The organism is Rhodovulum bhavnagarense, assembly GCF_004343505.1.
GTDB classification, from domain to species: domain Bacteria; phylum Pseudomonadota; class Alphaproteobacteria; order Rhodobacterales; family Rhodobacteraceae; genus Rhodovulum; species Rhodovulum bhavnagarense.
This window is the reverse complement of sequence record NZ_SLXU01000026.1, coordinates 1-18,592: the sequence shown is the minus strand read 5'-3', so window position 1 is coordinate 18,592 and position 18,592 is coordinate 1. Positions and strand designations below refer to the sequence as shown.

At 64.7% G+C, this 18,592-nt stretch carries 15 protein-coding genes; 12 read left to right on the top strand and 3 right to left on the bottom strand.

Annotation, left to right across the window (positions count from 1 at the left end; translation table 11 throughout):
- Positions 1-277 precede the first annotated feature (277 nt).
- Entirely contained in the window at positions 278-2,134 is a 1,857-nt protein-coding gene (locus tag EV663_RS14905; RefSeq protein WP_132953246.1) for a calcium-binding protein, read from the bottom strand.
- A 446-nt stretch (positions 2,135-2,580) separates the two neighbouring features.
- Between EV663_RS14905 and EV663_RS14900 the strand changes: the two genes are divergently transcribed.
- The 6 genes from EV663_RS14900 to EV663_RS14875 all read left to right on the top strand — a co-directional run bounded on the left by EV663_RS14900 (position 2,581) and on the right by EV663_RS14875 (position 11,993).
- Positions 2,581-3,363, top strand: a complete 783-nt coding sequence (locus EV663_RS14900) for a sulfotransferase (RefSeq protein ID WP_165910215.1) — start codon at positions 2,581-2,583, stop codon at positions 3,361-3,363.
- Positions 3,364-3,375: 12 nt separating this feature from the next.
- On the top strand, positions 3,376-5,307 hold the full coding sequence (locus tag EV663_RS14895; RefSeq protein WP_132953242.1) for a glycosyltransferase family 2 protein: 1,932 nt from the start codon (positions 3,376-3,378) through the stop codon (positions 5,305-5,307).
- Positions 5,308-5,580: 273 nt separating this feature from the next.
- Positions 5,581-6,843 carry an MgtC/SapB family protein gene (locus EV663_RS14890; protein ID WP_132953240.1) on the top strand — a complete coding sequence of 421 codons (1,263 nt, stop codon included), beginning with the start codon at positions 5,581-5,583 and terminating at the stop codon, positions 6,841-6,843.
- Positions 6,844-7,183: 340 nt separating this feature from the next.
- On the top strand, positions 7,184-9,514 hold the full coding sequence (locus tag EV663_RS14885; protein ID WP_165910214.1) for a hybrid sensor histidine kinase/response regulator: 2,331 nt from the start codon (positions 7,184-7,186) through the stop codon (positions 9,512-9,514).
- Entirely contained in the window at positions 9,511-10,128 is a 618-nt protein-coding gene (locus EV663_RS14880; RefSeq protein ID WP_132953236.1) for a response regulator transcription factor, read from the top strand. The genes EV663_RS14885 and EV663_RS14880 overlap by 4 nt, the downstream gene beginning before the upstream one ends.
- Before the next feature lie 689 nt (positions 10,129-10,817).
- On the top strand, positions 10,818-11,993 hold the full coding sequence (locus tag EV663_RS14875) for a tyrosine-type recombinase/integrase (protein WP_132953234.1): 1,176 nt from the start codon (positions 10,818-10,820) through the stop codon (positions 11,991-11,993).
- Positions 11,994-12,007: 14 nt separating this feature from the next.
- Here the strand turns inward: EV663_RS14875 and EV663_RS14870 are convergent, their stop codons facing one another.
- Entirely contained in the window at positions 12,008-12,232 is a 225-nt protein-coding gene (locus EV663_RS14870) for a conjugal transfer protein TraD (protein ID WP_243697985.1), read from the bottom strand.
- Positions 12,233-12,248: 16 nt separating this feature from the next.
- Positions 12,249-12,575 (bottom strand): conjugal transfer protein TraD, encoded by a 327-nt coding sequence (locus EV663_RS14865; RefSeq protein WP_132953230.1) that lies wholly within the window; start codon positions 12,573-12,575, stop codon positions 12,249-12,251.
- Positions 12,576-12,747: 172 nt separating this feature from the next.
- Between EV663_RS14865 and traA the strand changes: the two genes are divergently transcribed.
- From traA to EV663_RS14835, 6 genes are all read left to right on the top strand, one after another.
- On the top strand, positions 12,748-15,603 hold the full coding sequence (traA, locus tag EV663_RS14860; RefSeq protein WP_132953228.1) for a Ti-type conjugative transfer relaxase TraA: 2,856 nt from the start codon (positions 12,748-12,750) through the stop codon (positions 15,601-15,603).
- Positions 15,604-15,733: 130 nt separating this feature from the next.
- A complete protein-coding gene (locus EV663_RS14855) occupies positions 15,734-15,940 on the top strand; it encodes a helix-turn-helix transcriptional regulator (RefSeq protein WP_132953226.1) in 207 nt (68 codons plus the stop codon).
- Between the two features lie 111 nt (positions 15,941-16,051).
- Complete coding sequence (locus EV663_RS14850; protein WP_132953224.1) at positions 16,052-16,402, top strand: MbcA/ParS/Xre antitoxin family protein; 351 nt, start codon at positions 16,052-16,054, stop codon at positions 16,400-16,402.
- Positions 16,402-16,914 (top strand): RES family NAD+ phosphorylase, encoded by a 513-nt coding sequence (locus EV663_RS14845; RefSeq protein ID WP_132953222.1) that lies wholly within the window; start codon positions 16,402-16,404, stop codon positions 16,912-16,914. Before EV663_RS14850 ends, EV663_RS14845 begins: the two co-directional genes overlap by 1 nt.
- Positions 16,915-17,095: 181 nt before the next feature.
- Positions 17,096-17,665 (top strand): GNAT family N-acetyltransferase, encoded by a 570-nt coding sequence (locus tag EV663_RS14840; protein WP_132953220.1) that lies wholly within the window; start codon positions 17,096-17,098, stop codon positions 17,663-17,665.
- Between the two features lie 557 nt (positions 17,666-18,222).
- Complete coding sequence (locus EV663_RS14835) at positions 18,223-18,531, top strand: hypothetical protein (protein WP_132953218.1); 309 nt, start codon at positions 18,223-18,225, stop codon at positions 18,529-18,531.
- Positions 18,532-18,592: the final 61 nt, after the last annotated feature.

Below are 18,592 nucleotides of genomic sequence, written 5' to 3'. Positions count from 1 at the left end.
ACGCGGTCATAGACCTGGAGCATGAACAAGGGCCCGGTCAGCATCAGGAGGTTGACAAAGATGCTGAACAGGAAAATCGCGCCAAACAACCGCCGCGACGCACCCCGCGCCACCCGCAATTCCCGAAATCCACCGTCAAGTTTCGATCGTCGCACGTTCCCCTCCGGCCGCGGCGCCCCATGCCCGGCACACCCTTACCCCCTGTCACATCCAGGGCGGGGGGCGCAATTGAAAAGGGCCCCCGAGGGGGCCCTTTCCATGACATGGCATATGTCGATCAGAAGATGAAGTCGCCTTCGCCGAACGCATCCAGACCGACGCCGCTCAGGATGACCGTCACATCGTCGGAAAGGGCGATGTAGGAGTCGTCACCGACCTGGTAGGCCGAGTTCTGAACATCGGCCCAGGTGAGGTCGAACTCGCTGACATCGATCTTGTCTTCTTCGGTGTTGAAGTCGGTGATGGTGTTTTCACCTTCTGCGGTGTTGAAGTAGAAGGTGTCGACGCCCGTGCCGCCCGTCAGTGCGTCGTTGCCGCCGCCAGCATAGAGCATGTCGGCCCCGGCACCGCCCGTCAGGGAGTCGTCACCGGCACCACCGTACAGGGTGTCGGTCCCGGCACCGCCCTCGATCGAGTCGTTGCCTTCGCCGCCAAAGACGATGTCGTCGCCATCGCCACCCTTCACGGTATCATCCCCGGTCGAGGCATAGACGGTGTCGTTGCCGGCGCCTGCGTTGACGTAGTCATTGCCATCGCCGCCACCGAGCACATCGTCGCCATCGTCGCCAAAGATGTTGTCGTCGCCCTCGCCGGCCCAGACGGTGTCGTTGCCTTCGCCATGAACAACGGCCTCGAAGTTCGTCTGCAAGAGGCCGCGGTCCGTTACGTCGTCACCATTGCTATTCTCAAACGGATTGTTGCCGTCGAGGTTACCGGTCACGATCCAGTCGTTGCCGGTGCCACCATAGATGATGTCATTGCCGTCATCGGTATCGACGTCGCCGAGCACGATATCGCTATCAGTGGAGTCGACGTCGACAAAGTTGACCGAGTTGACCGAGTCACCGATCAGGATGTCGTTACCGGCGCCACCGCCGATCACGTCATCGCCATCGCCACCGGCGAACATGTCGTTGATGCCGTTACCATCGTTATCGCCACCCAGATCGTCGGCACCGGCAAAGATGCGGTCATTGCCGTCATTGCCGAAAATCATGTCATCACCAGCGCTGCCGCTGACGAAGTCATCGCCGGCCAGCGCGTCGGCGACACCCTCGGTCGCGTCGAAATTCGGACGGAAATCGTTGCCGGTGGTGAAGTCCGGGCCAGCGCCGCCCTCGACCAGGACGGTGTAGGGGATGGTGACGGTGTTTTCGGCGTCACCGCTATCCATGAAGGTCACGTTGAACGTCACCGACTCGGTTTCACCGTAGGCGATGCCATCGACGAACACCTTGCTGGCGTAGAAGGCGAAAGCGTCCGTTACTTCGAGACCGCTTTGCCCTTGCATGTCCGGCGCGGGGCTAACGTTGACCGACCCCTCGTCCAGCAAGACGACGCCGGTGGCATCAATAGCCTGACCGTTGACGGCCGAGACGACCCAAGAGCCACCGCTGGACAGCCCGACCACTTCGAGGGTGTAAAGATCATCCTCACCCTCGACCGCAACGGTCTGGTAGATTTCGGAGTCGTAGGTCCCCGTCGTCCCTAGGGTATCATCGCGGTCAAGATCAAACTCTACAGGACCGCCATTGTAGGTCCCGGTCGTGACATCGCCCGCGAGGTACTGACCCGCGATTTCGCCGGTGAAATCAAGCGTACCGTTGTCCAGGATCAGGGTTTCGACAGAGACGAGGGTCGACTCCGCGGGCGTACCACGAAAATCGATGGTCATCGTCTGCGTCGACGCGTCGTATTCAAGAGTCTCGGGGACGTCGGTGAGACCGCTTGTTTCAGCAGCCGGAACGAGGATATAGTTGTTATTCGTCGAGAAATCGACCGTGTCGTTGCCACCGCGACCGTCGAACGAGAAACCGTCAAGAGGCTTTACGCTGTTATCACCGTAAACGAGGGTGTCGTCACCCAGCGTGCCAACGACGGTCGCGTTGGCGGCCGTGATCTCAAATGTTGCCATGTCTCAGTCTCCTGCTTGAGAACCGTGTATATAGTACCGCAAAGCGCGCGCCCGCGGAAGGGGTATGGCATTTCGGCTATCAGCCGGTACCGCCCCCTGTCAACAGGAATGGCCCGCCGGCATGTGCCGCGCGGCGGATATGACCCGGCCGCGCCGTTTGCCGAATCGTCGCCCCCTGCCCCGTGGATCGTGCGCCTTTTCGCGCGGTCAATAGAGCCTTTTTCCCCAGCCCGATCAAGGGGAGAGGTGGCAAATGGGCGGGCGGGCGCCTGGCGAAAGGGACATGTGGCGCGGGGGCCACAGTTTGGCGGGGGCGCGGGTCGGGAAAGGCGGCCTTGACAGGGGTGTTGGCGGGGGTGTTGGCGGGGGGTGTTGACGGTTGGGGCGGGATGCTTGTTCCCCGGCGCGCGGGGTGGCATAGCTGTGCCAGCCTCAGGAGCGCGCCGATGACCGATCTTTCCCGCCCCGATAGCCCCGCACCTGGCCGCCCCGACCATGCGCGGCCCGAACATGCGCGCCCCGAACATGCGCGTCCCGTGCGCCATGTTTTCGTGGTGACCTATGGGCGGTCGGGATCGACAGTGTTGCAACACCTGATGAACCGGCTGCCGGGGGTGTGCATCCGGGGCGAGAATCACAACCTGTCGTATCACCTGGCGCGGGCCTGGGCGGGGCTGGCCGAGAACGAGGCGACGCAATCGCACCGGCGCAAGGGCAATACCCTGGGACCGACGCATCCGTGGTATGGCAGCGAACAGGTCGACCCCGACGGGCTGGGCCGTGACCTGGCGCATGTGCTGGCCGAACGGGTGCTGGCGGTGCCGCCGGGCACGGAAATCGCGGGGTTCAAGGAAATCCGCTGGCACCAGGACGCGGCGTTTTTCGGCCGGCACCTGGAATTTCTGCGGCGGTTTTTTGCCGATAGCCGATTCATCTTTAACACGCGCGACCATGCGGCGGTGGCGCAATCGGGGTGGTGGCGCGATTGCGACCCCGGCTGGGTGCGCGAAACGCTGGCGGCGGCGGATCGCCTGTTTGCCGAGTACGCGGCGGCGAATCCGGGCCTGTGCTGGCAGGTGCGGTATGACGATTACGCGGGGGATGCGCAGGCGCTGCGCCCGGTATTCGAGGCGCTGGGGCGGCCCTATGACGGGGCGCTGTGCGCCGAGGTCCTGGGCGAGAGGCTGACGCATCTGCAACCGGGCCGGTGGCCGGGCAAGGCCCCCTGAGGAGCACGCGCCATGCCCGTCAAGATCGCCATGACCCTGCTGGTCCGCAACGAGGCGGATATCATCGAGGACGTGATCCGCGCCCATGCCGCGCTGGGCGTCGACGTGTTCATCGTGATGGACAACCTGTCGAGCGACGACACCGCCGCGATCGTGCAGGCGCTGGGGCGCGAATACGAGATCGACTACCTGTTCCAGCCGCAAGACGATTACAGCCAGGCCGAATGGGTCACCGAAATGGCCCGCCGCGCCGCCACGCACCACGCGGCGGACTGGGTGATCAACAACGATGCCGATGAATTCTGGCTGCCGCGCGGGGGCGATCTGAAGCAGCTTTTCGCCGGGGTGCCGCGGGATGTGGCCGCGCTGAGCGTGGGGCGCCATAACGCGGCGGTGATCATCGAGGGGGGCGATCCGCTATCGGCACGGGCGCATCCGCGTGACAGCGTGCTGTTCGAACGCGACAGCGTGAACGCGCTGGGCAAGCCCCTGCCGGGGAAATGCGCGCATCGCGCCTCGCCAGAGGTGCGGGTGACACAGGGCAATCACGATATCGCCGGCCTGAACGGTGCGACACAACCCGCCGGCGACAGCATGTCCATCCTGCATTTCCCGTACCGCACGCTGGACCATTACAAGCAGAAAATCCGCCTGGGCGGCGCCGCCTATGCCCGCAACGACAAGCTGCCGAAATGTGTTGGCGCGACCTGGCGCGCGCATTACGACAAGAGCGACGGCGCCGGGCTGGATGCCTTCTGGGCCGAGTTGGCGCTGACGCGCGAAGAGGCAGATATCGGGTTTTTCGCCGGTCGCCTGTTCGAAGAGCATCGGCTGCGCGACCTTGTGTCCGGCCCCGACCGGCAGCCCGAGGCGCAGCGCCTGCAACGCGCCGCCGAAGACCTGCTGCATACCGGACAAACGATGTCTCGCGACCTGATGCTGTCGCAATCGCATCTGATCGACCGGGTTCCCCGCCCCGAGCGCAAGAATCGTCCGCTTTATTACAACCTGAAGTTCTGCACGAACGGTCCGCGGCGGCATGTCGAGCGGCTGGAACGGCTGTGCGACGGTGCCACGCCGCAAAAGCTGTGCCGAGATTTCTCGCAGCTGCGTGATATCTATTCTCTTTTTCCCGCCAATAGCGGTTTCAACGGGTTCCTCGGCGAACTCCTGTCGTTAACCTATCCAGAGGCGGCAGATCGGCTGCGGCGCGATTGCGACGGAAAGACGGTCATCCTGCACCTCAGCTGCCTGCCCCGGATGGCGCGATCACGCGACTCGATCGCGTCCTTTGCGTCGCTCGGGCCGGGTTATCATCATATCATGGTCACCGGATGCGTTCCGGGGACCGACGAGGACCACACGCCGCTGACACTTGACTATGACCGGGGCCATTTGCGCGTACCCGTACCCGACAATTACGAAAGCCTGCATCGCAAGGTGTTCTACGCGGTAATGCTGGTGCATCTGGTCGCCGAGCCGGATTGGCTTGTCAAACTCGACGACAACAGCCGCCTGAACGATGCGGACACGTTTCGCCAAACGCTTTGCCGCGTGGCCGAAAACGGCGCCCCGTATGCCGGACGGCGTGTCGGGGCTGCCAAGCATCACACCCAATGGCATGGCTGGCATATCTCGAAATGCGCCGACCCCGAGATCGAGGAAAAAGGATATCAATACCCGCTGCCGCAAAATTATGCCGCTGGCGGCTACGGCTATGTGCTGGGCCGCGACGGGATGGCCGCCTGCGCCTACATGTATCTCGCGATGAAGGCATTTTTCGCGATGCGGGCCGTCGGACTGGAAGATGCCTATGTCGGTCATGCAATTTACGCCAAGGGATTATCCTTGTTCGATGTATCTTCCGATGAGCATCGTCTTGCCTTGCCAGGCCTGACCACGAGCGAACGTCTGGCCGCGGAGACACCCAAAGGGCATGGGTAAGTCGCCGCCGGCCGTGCAACGCCCCTACGATTGCATGGGCGCGGACAAGATCAGATGCCTTGTCCCAGCTTGAGAGGGGAAAGCCCTCGCTGTTGCGACAGTCCATCGAAACTTGTCCACCAAAGGCATCGTTCCGGCGTGAAATGACGGTTGAGATGCATCCGTTTTAGTATTCCGCCCGATCTCTTCCCCCCACCAGCGCATCTGCTCCGACGGCCCGGATGGTGGCATGGCGCTGGCCAAGTCGCCCCGCTTGGGCCAAGACTGGTGACGATGGAAGAGATCGAACTGTTCCGCAGACTCGGGCTGGCGCTGGCGATCGGGTTGTTGTTCGGGCTGGAACGCGGCTGGCAGGCGCGTGACGAGGCCGAAGGCACCCGCATCGCGGGGCTGCGCACATTCGCGTTGACCGGGCTTTTGGGGGGGATCTGCGCCTGGCTTGGCACCGCCACGGGCCCGGTCTTTCTGGGCCTTGCCTTTCTGGGGCTGGCGGCGCTGGTCGCGGTGACCTACTGGGCGCAACTGCGCGCCGATGACGACCTGGGCTTGACGACCGAGGTCGCGATGCTGTTGGCCTTTGTCCTCGGCGCGGCGGCAGTGCTGGGCGACATGGCCGCGGCGGCGGCCTCGGCGGTGGTGGCCACCGCGCTGTTGTCGCTCAAGCGGATACTGCATGGCTGGGTGGCGCAGATCCGACGGTTCGAGCTTGCCGCGCTGGTACAACTGGCCGTCATATCGGTTGTGATCCTGCCGGTTCTGCCCCGGCAAGGGTTCGGTCCGGGCCAGGCCCTGAACCCCCATGACCTTTGGTGGGCAGTGGTCATCGTGGCGGGGCTGTCCTTTCTGGGCTACGGGGCGATGCGGGTCGCGGGCGCGGGGCTGGGCGCGGTGATCACCGGTCTGTTGGGGGGGCTTGCCTCCTCGACCTCGACGACGCTGGCGCTGGCGCGGCTGGTGCGGGATGATGCGCGGCTGGCACCGCTCTTGTCGGTGGGGATCGTTCTGGCCGGGGCGGTAACCTTTCTGCGGGTCATGGTGGTGGCCACGATCTTTGCGCCCGGCCTTCTGGGGGCACTTGCCCTGCCACTGGGAACCATGGCCGCGACGGGGATCGCGGGGGCGGGGCTGCTGGCCCTTTCTGCGGGCCGGCAAAAAAAGACCCCGACCGGGCTTGACGAGCTGTCGAACCCGCTGGCCCTGGGCACGGCGCTGTCATTTGGCATCGTTCTCGTGGTGGTGATACTGGGGACCCATTACCTGCGCCAATGGTTCGGCGAAAGCGGGGTCTATGCCGCGGCGGCGGTGTCGGGGCTGACCGATGTGGATGCGCTGACGATTTCTGTCGCCCAGCTCAGCCGGGGGGATCTTTCGTCCCAGGCTGCTTCGGGGGCCATCGTGCTTGCGGTGGCGGTCAACACCACAGTCAAAGGTGCCATGGCGCTGGTGGTCGGGGGGCGCGACCTGGGCCTGCGGGTACTGGCGGTATATGCTGCGGCTCTCGCGGCCGGGGCGCTGACGCTGGCACTGAGGCCCTAGACGCAACACCGGATGCCGCCGCGGTCATGGCCATATGCACGGCCCCCGACATCGCGATACCACTTTATAGTCAAATATCTGCATTTGCTCCAATTTCTCGCCTCATGATGGAATTGCACACCGCGAATATGTCGGGCGAAATGCCGAAAGGGAAACAAGCCTGAGGCCCTGTGCGAAATCCACACTTTCATGAAGGCGATACCCCCAAAGTCAAGAAACGGCGAAACGCGTGGCCAGCTTTGACGCAGACGCATCGGCGCGGGGCATGGCGGTCATGAGGGCACCGGGAAACGGCAATGGGGGGCGGGCGCGATTTCGGCGCCCGGCGAGGGAGGAACGGATGCAGATGTCCACCGGCGGATCCGGAACAACAGATGCCGCGAAAGTGTTGAACCAGGTGATCGGCGCGGCCAGGCTCGCGGCCTGGACGCGGGATCTGAAAACCGGCCTGTGTTCGCAAAGCCCCGATTTCGCACGCAAGATCGGGGAAGAGCCGGCCAACTGGCAAAAGCTCGAGGCCGCACAGATGATGGAGCGCCTTCACCCCGATGACGCGGACCGCCTGATGGCGGCGCATGACGCTTGTCAGCGCGGCGAGAGCGACCAGTTCGATGTCGAATTCCGCCTGCGCCACCGCGACGGGCACTGGGTATGGCTGCGGGGACGTGGCGGGGTTGCCGCGCATGACCCGGATGGAACGCCCCGCCTGCTGGTCGTGTTCGCGGTCGATATCAGCGACAAGAAGCGGCTGGAACGCCGCCTGCAAAACATTGTCGACAGCGCCCGCGCAGGCATCTGGTCGGTCGAGCTTGCCAGCGGCACCATCCGGCATAGCGCGATCTGGTACGAGATGATGGGTTTTGATCCGCAAGCGTACCAACCCGACACCCTGGACAAGATCGACGCGCTGATCCACCCTGACGACCTTCCCCATGTGCATGCCTCCCATTCCCGCCTGCGCTCTGGGCAAACCGACTGGTGCGAGGTGGAATTCCGCCTGCGCCACCGCGACGGGCACTGGATCTGGGCGCTCGCCCGCGGCGGCGTTCTGGAACGCGATTATGCTGGGCAGCCCACCGTTCTGGCCGGCGTCACACTCGATATATCGGACCAAAAGGCGGCCGCGATACAGTTGCGCGACCTCGTCACGGCCATGTCCCAAAGCCACGATGCCGTTGCCATCAGCGACCCGGACGGGAGACTGGTCTTTGCCAATGCGGCCCAGGCCCGGCAATTCGGCCATGATACGCCCGAGGCGTTGCTTGGCCTGCACTGGTCCGACCTCTACCCCCCCGAAGAGGCCCGTCAGTTCGAGGCCAACGTATTGCCCAGCCTTCACCGCGACGGCGTCTGGAAAGGCGAAAGCATCGCCCGGCGTGCCGATGGCAGCACCTTTGCCCAGGAACTTACCCTGACGCGCGATCCCGAGGGCCGCATCATCTGCATCAACCGCGACATCACCCGGCGCAAGCGCGAGATGCAGGAACAGGCCCGCCTGCGCGAGGATTTGCAGATCGCCCAACGACGCGAGATCGTGGCGCAGGCAACGCGTGGCATCGCGCATGATTTCAACAACCTGCTGGCCGCGATCTCGGGATCGGCGACGCTGTTGCGCGACGGCGTGAAGGTCGAGGAAAACGCGACCCGCATCCTGGCCGCGGCCGAACACGGGACCGCTCTGGTGGCGCAACTGCGCGAACGTGGGGGGCGCGCGGTCCCGCGTGGACAGATCGATCTGCGCAAGCCCCTGGACGACGCCTGTGACCTTCTAGAGGCCAGCCTGGACCCCGACATCACCCTGGTCCGCGACCTGCCCGACACGCCGGTCCCCGCACAGGCGAATGCGATCGACATCATCCAGGTCGTGCTGAACCTCGGGATCAATGCCCGTGACGCGATCAACGCGGCCCCGGCCAGCCGCGACAGGCGGATCGTGGTCTCGCTGTCGCATCCCGGCCCCGACAGGGGGACCGCGCCCCCAATGGTCGGGCGCATTCCGCCGGATCGGGACCATGTGCAGATCCGCGTGGCCGATACCGGCACCGGCATTTCACCCGGGTTGGTCAACAAGATCTTTCAGCCCGCCTTTACCACCAAGCAGGACGCGGGCAGCGGGCTGGGCCTGGTGATGGTGTCGAACATCCTTATTGGTTATGGCGGGGCGGTCGCCCTGGACACCCGGCCCGGCGAGGGCAGCGAGTTCACCGTCTTTTTCCCGCTCAGGCAGGGCATGGACACGCTGGGGCAACCCACCGCGCCGTCGGGCCCGATCACCGGGCGACTGGACGGCCACCGCATCCTGGCGGTCGACGACAACCCAGATGTACTGCGGGTGATCGCTGAGTTCCTGGAACTGGCCGGGGCCGAGGTCGCCGCCTGCACCGATCCGCATGACGCGCTTGCGGCGGTTCAGGATGCCCCCGGCGCCTGGGACATGATCCTGACCGATTACGACATGCCCGCCATGACCGGCGCCGACCTGGCCAAGGCCGTTCATCGCCATGCCCCGACCCTGCCGACGGTTCTGATCACCGCCGTCCCCGACTGGCAAATGCGCTCTGGCGCAGAGTTGCCGGACCCCTTTGTCACCGTCCTGGGCAAGCCGATCTCGCAACACGACCTGATCCGCGCGTCCGGGGAAATCCTTGCGAAAACCGGAGAGATGAAATGAAGGTACTCGTTGCCGACGACCACGACCTTTTACGCGATACGTTGGGACTGCTTTTCGCGCAGGAACAGGATATCGAGGCCGATCTCGTCCCTGATACGCAGACTGCTCTCGACAGGATCACCCGCGATGGGCCCTACGACCTTGTGCTCCTGGATGTCGGGATGCCCGGCATGAACGGCCTTGAGGGGCTGGGCCGCGTACAACAGGTCGAGGGAGCCCATCGCATTGGCATCCTGACCGGCAACGCGTCCCTCACCATGGCCGAAGAGGCAATCGCCGCCGGCGCCGCCGGGTTCGTGCCAAAATCGCTCCCGGCGAAGTCGCTGCTAAACGCGGTACGGTTCATGTGCGCGGGCGAGACCTACCTGCCCGCCGATTACATCACGCGCGCCGATCGCGCCGAACCGGATAACGCGATCCGCAACAAGTTGCTGCCGCGCGAATTCGAGGTCTTGCGCCATGTCGCAAGGGGCGAAACCAACAAGACAATCGCCCAGATGCTCAAGGTCAGCGAGGCGACCGTCAAGGTCCATGTCAAGGCAATCTTCCGCAAGCTGTCCGTCCAGAACCGCACGCAGGCCGCCATCATGGCCCGCAATGCCGGTATCGAATAGCCGCCCCGCCGCGCGAAAAGACCCACAAGATCGCTAGCGTGCCGCCGTTTTCGGGCGGCGCGCCAGCTATCTGTATCTCTTGAAATTTCCTTCTATAACAATATCTTAGAACCTCCCGCGCCGGGAAACGGACCGGGACCATGATGCGATCAGGGGATGGTCCGGCGTGCCAAACGGGCCAGACTCGTGCCGCCCGGCGAAGCCGAGAAACCAGAGGGCGTGACACGTGCGAGATCGCACCTTCAGGCACCACACATCGCACAGCGCGGCGGCACGAAACACCAAGTCATGTCCTTCATGGCGCACGCGCCCCCGAAAGAGGGCACGACCTACACGAACAGGACGAGCCGCGCACGCATGGCCGATAGCGCGCGGGCGAAGGTATCCGGGGCCAGACCCGAACAAACCTTGTCCGACCTTTCCGACGGGTTGGGCAGACGAGGCTCTCAACCCAGTGAAAGGACGCTAAAACGTGATAAAAAATGGCAGCCCGTAGGGCTACATAATCCCTTCGTCATACCGTCTCGCGCCGTTGCAGAAAATCATTTTATAGCATATATTTAAAGCGTACTTGGGGCCTCACCTGTCCCAGTCGATTTCACTCTGTCCCACCATTTGTCCCACCATTTCTCATGCCGAGTGGTGGGACAAATGGCGGGACAGAAGTTTAGGCCTGAGAGGGCAGAAGGATGGGAAAACTGTCGGTCAAACGCGTCGCCGCAACCCGCAAGCCGGGGATGTATGGAGATGGCGACGGGCTCTACCTCCGGGTCGGTCCGACCGGCGCCAAATCCTGGATCCTGCGCACCCTCGTGCATGGCAGACGCCGGGAGTTCGGTCTGGGAAGCCTCGCCTGGATGAGCCTTGCCGAAGCCCGGGAAGAGGCGCGGAAGTTGCGGACCGAGGCCCGGTCGGGGCGCGACCCGGACCTGCTCCGGAAACGCGAGGAGTTGAGCTTCGAGGAGGCCGCGAAGCGTCACCACGCCTCGCTCTCCCGCACCCTCAAGAGCGACCGTCACGCGGAGCTCTGGCTGCGGTCGCTGGAGCTTTATGCCTTCCCGAAGATCGGCAAGCGTCCGATCCAGTCCATAACCTCGGCCGATGTCCTCGCCATCCTGAATCCGATCTGGGCGAAGAAGCACGACACCGCGCGGCGGGTGAAACAGCGCATCGCCGCCGTCTTCGACTGGGCGAAAGGGGCGGGGTACTATCCACACGAAAACCCCGTGGCGGGGTTGAAGAAGGCGCTGCCCGCCGTGAAGCGGAAGGCCGAGCACATGGCGGCGCTGCCCTGGCGGGAATTGCCCGCCTTCATGGCGCAGCTTGCGGCGCGCGAAGCGGTCTCGGCCCGGTGTCTCGAGTTCCTGATCCTGACGGCGCTGCGCAGCGGTGAGGTGCGGGGCGCGGAATGGTCCGAGTTCGATCTGGAGGACGCGGTCTGGCTGGTTCCGGATGCACGGATGAAGCGCGGGCTGCCCCATCGCGTACCTCTCTCGCCCGAGGCGCTGGCGGTGCTCGACAAGGTCCGCGGCCTCGATCCGTTCTACGTCTTCCCCAGCCCGAAGCGCGGCAAGGATCACAAGGCGCAGCCCCTTTCCGTGATGGCCTTCAAGCCGCTCTTGGGCCGCATGGGTGCGGAAGGTTTCACGGTGCACGGCTTCCGCTCCACCTTCCGCGACTGGTGCAGCGAGAGCGCCCATGCCGATCGCGAGGTGGCCGAGGCCGCGCTGTCGCATGCGACCGGCAACGAGGTCGAGCGAGCCTATGCGCGCTCCGATCTTTTCGACCGCCGCCGCGCATTGATGGACGCCTGGGGGCGCTTCGCCACGGGCAAGAGCGGTGAGGTCGTGGAGCTGGTACGGTAAGCTGGCGCGCTCGCTCAATTCCCGGTTTTTTCCTTCGCTTCGACCTCGAACGCCGCGCGGCCCCAGTCGCGCCATACCTTCCGCGCGTGATCGCTCTTTTCGCTCTCCAGCCGGTCTGCCATCCACAGAAGCGCGCCGAAGATCAGGGTGCGGTCGTCGCCCGTGATCTCGACGATGCCCGCCTTCTTCATGAGCCCGCCGAGCTCGATCAGCTGCCGTGTGCGCTTGCGCCGGTCCATCTTCCAGCCGCGCCGGTCATGCCGCGCCCGGGCCGCCTGATGGCGGTTGGCTGCTGCCCGGTTTCGCCTCAGCGCGGCCAGTGTCGCCGCCATCCGCCGGAGCAGATCGCCTGGCCTTGCCGCGAAACATCGCCGCCCCGCGCTTCGCCCAGGCCTCCCGTTTCGCCGCATCCGTCGTCTCTGCCAGCACGATCAGCGCGCCTGCCAGTTCCTCGGGCGCCAGCGAGTCGGCGCCTGTGGCGATCACCAGTTCGCCCAACTGCTGCACCTTGCGCGTCTTGAGCTCCCGCGCCTTGTCCTCGAGCGCCTTCAACTCCGCGTCGAAATCCCGTGGTTTGCGCATGTCATCCTCCTCGAACCGTTGATGCGATGAGGATACCTGCACCCCGCGCGAAAGGCTCCAAGGTCGCCGGGACAGCGCGGGACGGCCCGGTCCCGCCCGAGAATTTTTCGAGGGAGGGCGCGCTTATACGTCGTTCCGACGTGGCGGTGCCCGTGGCACAGATCGCCCCATCATGGCGATCTATCACCTCCACATGAAGGTCATCGGACGCTCGTCCGGGTCGAGCGCGGTGGCCGCCGCCGCCTACCGGTCCGCCTCGCGGCTCCGCGACGAGCGGATCGAGCGCAGCCACGACTTCACCGCCAAGCGCGGCGTCGTGCATTCCGAAGTGCTGTTGCCCGAGGGTGCGCCCGAGGCTCTGTCGGATCGCGAACGCCTCTGGAACGAGGTCGAGGCCTGCGAGGTCCGCCGTGATGCGCAACTCGCCCGCGAATTGGAGTTCGCGCTCCCGCGCGAGCTGACGCAAGTGCAGGCAATCGAGCTGGCGTGCGACTTCGTGCAGTCGGAGTTCGTCGACCGCGGCATGATCGCCGATCTGAACGTGCATTGGGACCGGACCGACGACGGCCTGCCCAAACCCCATGCCCATGTCATGCTGACGATGCGCTCGGTGGACGAGGACGGCTTCGGCCCCAAGGTGCGGGAGTGGAACCGCACCGACCTGCTCGAACGCTGGCGTGAGCGTTGGGCGGAGGTCGCCAATGCGCGGCTGGCCGAGCTCGATATCGACGCGCGGATCGATCATCGCAGCCTCGAGGCGCAGGGCATCGCGCTGGAACCGCAGGACAAGATCGGCGCGCCCGCGCAGCGGATCGTGGGTGCCGGCGAAGAGGCCGACCGCGCCGAGATGCACCGGTCCATCGCGCGCGAGAACGGCACCCGGATCATCGCTGACCCGAGCCTCGCGCTCGACGCGATCACCCGGCAGCAGGCGACCTTCACCCGCCGCGACATGACCGCCTTCGCGCATCGCCACAGCGACGGGCCGGGCCAGTTCGACGCTGTGCTGGGCGCCATGCGCCGCGCGCCCGACCTTGTGGCGCTGGGGCAGGACGCGCGGGGCGACGAGCGCTTCACCATCCGCGAAATGCTGGAGGCCGAACGGCGCCTGCATCGCGCGGGTATGGCGATGGCGGAACGGGAACGCCATGCGGTTGACGTCCGCGACCGCGACCAAGCACTGGCGCGCGCCGAGGCGCGGGGTCTGATCCTGTCGGCCGAGCAGACCGAGGCGCTCGCCCATGTCACAGACGGGCGCGACCTCGGCATCGTCATCGGCCATGCCGGGACGGGGAAAAGCGCGATGCTGGGCGTGGCGCGCGAAGCCTGGGAGGCGGCGGGCTACCGTGTCCACGGCGCGGCGCTCTCGGGGATCGCGGCCGAGAATCTCGAGGGCGGCTCGGGGATCGGGTCCCGCACCCTCGCGAGCCTCGAGCACGGCTGGGCGCAGGGGCGCGATGTGCTGACGCCGCGCGACATCCTCGTGATCGACGAGGCCGGGATGGTCGGCACACGCCAGCTCGAGCGGGTGCTGTCGCAGGCCTCCGACGCCGGGGCCAAGGTGGTGCTGGTTGGAGATCCGCAACAACTGCAATCTATCGAGGCGGGCGCGGCGTTCCGGTCGCTCCACGACCGCCATGGTGGCGCGCGGATCGGCGAGGTACGGCGCCAGCGTGAGGACTGGCAGCGGGAGGCCACGCGCGATCTGGCGACGGGCCGGACCGAGGCGGCGCTGGCGGCTTACGAGACCCACGGCCATGTCCATGCGGCGGCCAGCCGGGAAGCCGGGCGCGAGGCCCTGATCGAGGGCTGGGATCGCGACCGGCAGGCCGACCCCGAGGCCAGCCGCATCATCCTGACGCATACCAATGACGAGGTGCGCGCGCTGAACCTCGCCGCGCGGGACCGGATGCGGGCTGCGGGCGATCTGGGCTCGGAGGTGCGCGTGACGGTCGAGCGCGGCCAGAGAGACTTCGCGACCGGCGACCGGGTGATGTTCCTGCAGAACGACCGCGGCCTCGGCGTGAAGAACGGCACGCTGGGGACAATCACAGACCTCGACCGCCAGGCGATGACCGTGCGCACCGATGACGGCCGCGCCGTCCGCTTCGAGCTGAAGGACTACGACCGGATCGACCATGGCTACGCGGCCACGATCCACAAGGCGCAGGGCATGACGGTCGACCGAGCCCATGTGCTGGCGACGCCCGGGCTCGATGCGCATGCCAGCTACGTGGCCCTCACCCGGCACCGCGACGGGGTGGAGCTGCACTACGGCCGCGACGACTTCGCGAGCCCCGAGCGGCTGGCCCGCATCCTCGGGCGCGAGCGGGCGAAGGACATGGCGCTCGACCACGCCGGGGCCGATCCGGTCGAGGACTTCGCCGCCCGCCGGGGCATCGACTTCGGTGCTCACGCGTCCGAGCTACCTGAGATGCGCCAGCAGCCGGATGATCTGGCCGAGGCCCGCGAGGCGGCGCTGCGCCCGGCCCGTGCCCGCGCGATGCTCCGCCATGCCGAGGCGGTTCATGAGGTCTTCGAGACACTGGCCCAAGGCGACAAGGCGAGCCCCGAGCAGCTGCGCAGTCTCAACCGTGCACGCGATGCCTTCGAGGCCCTGCGGCCCGATGGCTGGCGCGATGCCGAGGCCGCCTACCTGAAGGACCCGACCCTCGCGCGGGACGCTGCCAAGGGCCAGCTCGGCCGCGCTATCCGCGCCCTCCAGCTCGAGGCCGAGCTCCGCACCGATCCCCGTGCCCGCGCCGACCGCTTCGTCGAGCGCTGGCAGCAGCTGGACCGCCGGAGCGGCGCGCAATACCGCGCGGGCGATTACACGGGCTACCACGAATCCCGCAAGGTGATGACCGACATGGCCCGAAGCCTGCAGCGCGATCCGCAGCTGGAGTCCCTCCTCGCAAACCGCAAGCGCGATCTCGGCATCTCCAGCGATATGGGACGGCGACTCGGCCAGGAACTTGCCTTCAGCCACGGTCTCGAGCTCGGCCGGAGTAGGGGTCTGGGCCTCTGACACCCGTCCGATCTACCGTCGTGCGTTCGCAAAGCCCCTACGCCGACCTGGACGCTCTTGCCCTCTCATCCCGGCCCGGCCTGACTGGACCAGTATCCCCCACACGACCCCAGCAGGAGCCAGCCCAGCCATGCCCGACCCCGACCGCATCATCCGCCTCCGCACCGTCCTCGCGCGGACCGGCCTGTCCCGCTCGACCCTCTACCGCAAGATCTCCGAGGGCACATTTCCCGCCCAGCTCCGCATCTCCATCCACGGCGCAGGCTGGCGCGAATCCGAGATCGACCGCTGGATCGCCGATCCGGTCGGATGGCGGCCGGAAGGGGAGGGGCGATGACATCCTACGATCACATAGCATCTTGGCAGCCAAAAGACGGATAGGGAGGCACACTTGTTTGTCGGTCGATTTAACGCTATATACCGTCAGTATTGCTGTCGGAGCGTCGCCATGCAGATCGCGAATTTCACTGAAGCCGGACAGTTCGAGCCGCGCCGCATCGCAGCCGCGCTGCGCACCTCTGCCGAAGAGGTGGCGATGACGGTCGGACTGGGCAAGGACGCCTTGCAGCGCCGGACCCGGATCGGTTCGGACAAGACTCAGCGCCGCCTGCGGGAACTTGTGGAGATCCTGAACAAGGTCGAACCGCGTTTCGGCTCGGCACTCATCGCCTATGCCTGGTACCGGTCGGAGCCCCTGGCCGGATTCGACGGACGCACCGCGATGCAACTGGTGCAGGACGGCAAGGCGCAACAGGTGCTCGAATACGTCGACGCGGTGGACGCGGGCGTCTTTGCCTGATGGCGCTGACCGGCGATGCCTATCGTGGACCGCTATACCGTGCTCTGAACCCCGTCTATGCCCGCATGCCCCTGTCCGGGCGCGGGGCGGAACTGTATGGGGGGCGGTTCAACCCGAAAGGCACACCCGCGCTCTATTGCGCGCTTGACCCGGTCACGGCGCTGCGCGAGGCCAACCAGGTGGGCAGTCTGCAGCCGACGATCCTCGTCTCCTACCGGGCTGATATCGCGCCCGTGTTCGACACGCGGGAGGCCGGACAGCTCTCTGCCTGCGGAATGACCAATGAGATGTTGGCCGATCCCGGCTGGCGTCTTGCCATGCTCGAGGGGCGGCGGGTGCCATCGCAGGACTTCGCGCGGGACCTGATCGCCGAGTGCTATGCTGGCTTGCTAGTTCGAAGCTTCGCAAAGGGTGCGGGGGATGCTGACCTCAATCTGGTTCTTTGGAAGTGGGGTGAAGTGGGATGTTCGCTCCAAGTGGTTGATGACGAGGGGCGGTTGGACAAGATGTGAGGGTCGGAGTGCCTAGAGAACGACGCGGAGCACAACGACAGGGTACGTCTTCACTAGGATAGAAGGGTCGGAGGAAAAGTGACCGGATGCGACAGAGAGCCTTTCATGCCACTGATCTGATGTCCGGAACTTCATCGCGATTGGCCGAAAGCTGCCATCTGCGTGGGTGAGCGTCGCTGCGATGCAGCTTTCTCAACGCGGACATCCGACCTACAGTTGGGATGAGAGTGGATTTTCTAATTGGATCAAAATGACGGAATACAGGGTTCTTAGTAGCGAGGATGCAACCAAGCATGACGTGGATATCTTCGCTGAACTGGTTCGGTCAGGTGGTGCCGTCGATGAATACTTCGTTAGGCAGGGAGTAAATCGCCCTGGTGCAAAGCTCATATTTGCTGAGTCTGATGGACAGGCGATTGGTGTGGCAGCCTTGAAGATACCTTCGGACCAATATCGGTCCGGTCTTGAAAGCGGCGTCAAGGCAGGGCAACCGCTCTTGCACGAAGACTATCCGTACGAGTTGGGTTATGTTTCTGTTTCGCCTGATCATGGGAAGCGCGGCATCGGAAGAAAACTTGTCGAGATCGCGTTGGAACTTGCTGAGGGAAAGGGCATTTTTGCCACTACAAGTAACCCTGCGATGAAGGACGGAATTTTACAGCAAGTCGGATTCTTTCAGGTCGGAAACGTTTGGAAGAATGGTAAAAACGAAACGCTTCACCTCCTAGTTCGAAGCGCACAAAAGAAGTGATCATCTACCTGTGTCCGGCCCTCGTCTGCCGCTCGTCGTGGCACCTCGCGCCGCGGTACAGCTTCCCTAAAGCGGTCGTTGGCGCTCAAGCCCAGCAGTTCCCTAGATCGGGCGGCCGGTGAGCGGACTGCGCTGCCGTTTTCAGATGCCGTGCGGCCAAGCACAACGTTGCCGCCTGTCCGGCCCGCAGGACGGAGAGCTAACTCACGGCAGCGCGGCGTGGCACCCGCGGCAAATTGTCGGAGCAGCCGTACGGCGTATCTCCCGCAAAAGGCGCCGGGCACCACTCTCCCAACCCTCAACCCGTCACAGGGAAACCGGCCGAACTGGTACTCTCTCGGGCAGACGGCGTTTATTTGCTGCGCTCCCAAGCCTGAAATTCATCCGTGTTGACCTGCGTTCGAAAATGGCAGAGGTTGCGTATGGCCTTACTCGCAGGCCGGTGTGCCCGCCACGCGAAGCTTTGCAACGATTTCAACTTCAAATAGCAGACTTCATGCCATTGGCGGGTCTGATTAGCAGCGGGCACCTAGTCGGATCCAGCTTGGACATGGATCATGACAGACAACGACAAACTCAAAACGTTGAAACTTCTGGCGAAGCGCTATGCCAGGGCGACGGGGCAGCCGCAGCACGTGGCGCTCGACCTTATTGCTACTCGTTTGGGTTTTCCCCATTGGAATGCCTTGACCGGCATCGCCAAGGGAGAGTGGACCCCATCCGAAGCACAAGTCACCGCGATCAAGGCATTTGTAGAATGCATCACATCCTACAAGGGCACGACCTTCGATCATGTACTCGGGGGGGCCGATGCCATAACGAGAGGAGAAGTCCGTAAACGGTGTTCTGTCCCCACCTTCCTGTGATTTTCCGGTTCTGCGAGTCCTTTCCTGTTGGATGACAGGGGTGGAGTTTCTCCATGGAGAC

What these genes read in the sequence shown, in the direction of transcription:
- EV663_RS14905 (WP_132953246.1), bottom strand. Translation starts at nt 2,134, where the DNA reads ATGGCAACATTTGAGATCACGGCCGCCAACGCGACCGTCGTTGGCACG.
- EV663_RS14900 (WP_165910215.1), top strand. Translation starts at nt 2,581, where the DNA reads ATGACCGATCTTTCCCGCCCCGATAGCCCCGCACCTGGCCGCCCCGAC.
- EV663_RS14895 (WP_132953242.1), top strand. Translation starts at nt 3,376, where the DNA reads ATGCCCGTCAAGATCGCCATGACCCTGCTGGTCCGCAACGAGGCGGAT.
- EV663_RS14890 (WP_132953240.1), top strand. Translation starts at nt 5,581, where the DNA reads ATGGAAGAGATCGAACTGTTCCGCAGACTCGGGCTGGCGCTGGCGATC.
- EV663_RS14885 (WP_165910214.1), top strand. Translation starts at nt 7,184, where the DNA reads ATGCAGATGTCCACCGGCGGATCCGGAACAACAGATGCCGCGAAAGTG.
- EV663_RS14880 (WP_132953236.1), top strand. Translation starts at nt 9,511, where the DNA reads ATGAAGGTACTCGTTGCCGACGACCACGACCTTTTACGCGATACGTTG.
- EV663_RS14875 (WP_132953234.1), top strand. Translation starts at nt 10,818, where the DNA reads ATGGGAAAACTGTCGGTCAAACGCGTCGCCGCAACCCGCAAGCCGGGG.
- EV663_RS14870 (WP_243697985.1), bottom strand. Translation starts at nt 12,232, where the DNA reads ATGGACCGGCGCAAGCGCACACGGCAGCTGATCGAGCTCGGCGGGCTC.
- EV663_RS14865 (WP_132953230.1), bottom strand. Translation starts at nt 12,575, where the DNA reads ATGCGCAAACCACGGGATTTCGACGCGGAGTTGAAGGCGCTCGAGGAC.
- traA (WP_132953228.1), top strand. Translation starts at nt 12,748, where the DNA reads ATGGCGATCTATCACCTCCACATGAAGGTCATCGGACGCTCGTCCGGG.
- EV663_RS14855 (WP_132953226.1), top strand. Translation starts at nt 15,734, where the DNA reads ATGCCCGACCCCGACCGCATCATCCGCCTCCGCACCGTCCTCGCGCGG.
- EV663_RS14850 (WP_132953224.1), top strand. Translation starts at nt 16,052, where the DNA reads ATGCAGATCGCGAATTTCACTGAAGCCGGACAGTTCGAGCCGCGCCGC.
- EV663_RS14845 (WP_132953222.1), top strand. Translation starts at nt 16,402, where the DNA reads ATGGCGCTGACCGGCGATGCCTATCGTGGACCGCTATACCGTGCTCTG.
- EV663_RS14840 (WP_132953220.1), top strand. Translation starts at nt 17,096, where the DNA reads ATGCAGCTTTCTCAACGCGGACATCCGACCTACAGTTGGGATGAGAGT.
- EV663_RS14835 (WP_132953218.1), top strand. Translation starts at nt 18,223, where the DNA reads ATGACAGACAACGACAAACTCAAAACGTTGAAACTTCTGGCGAAGCGC.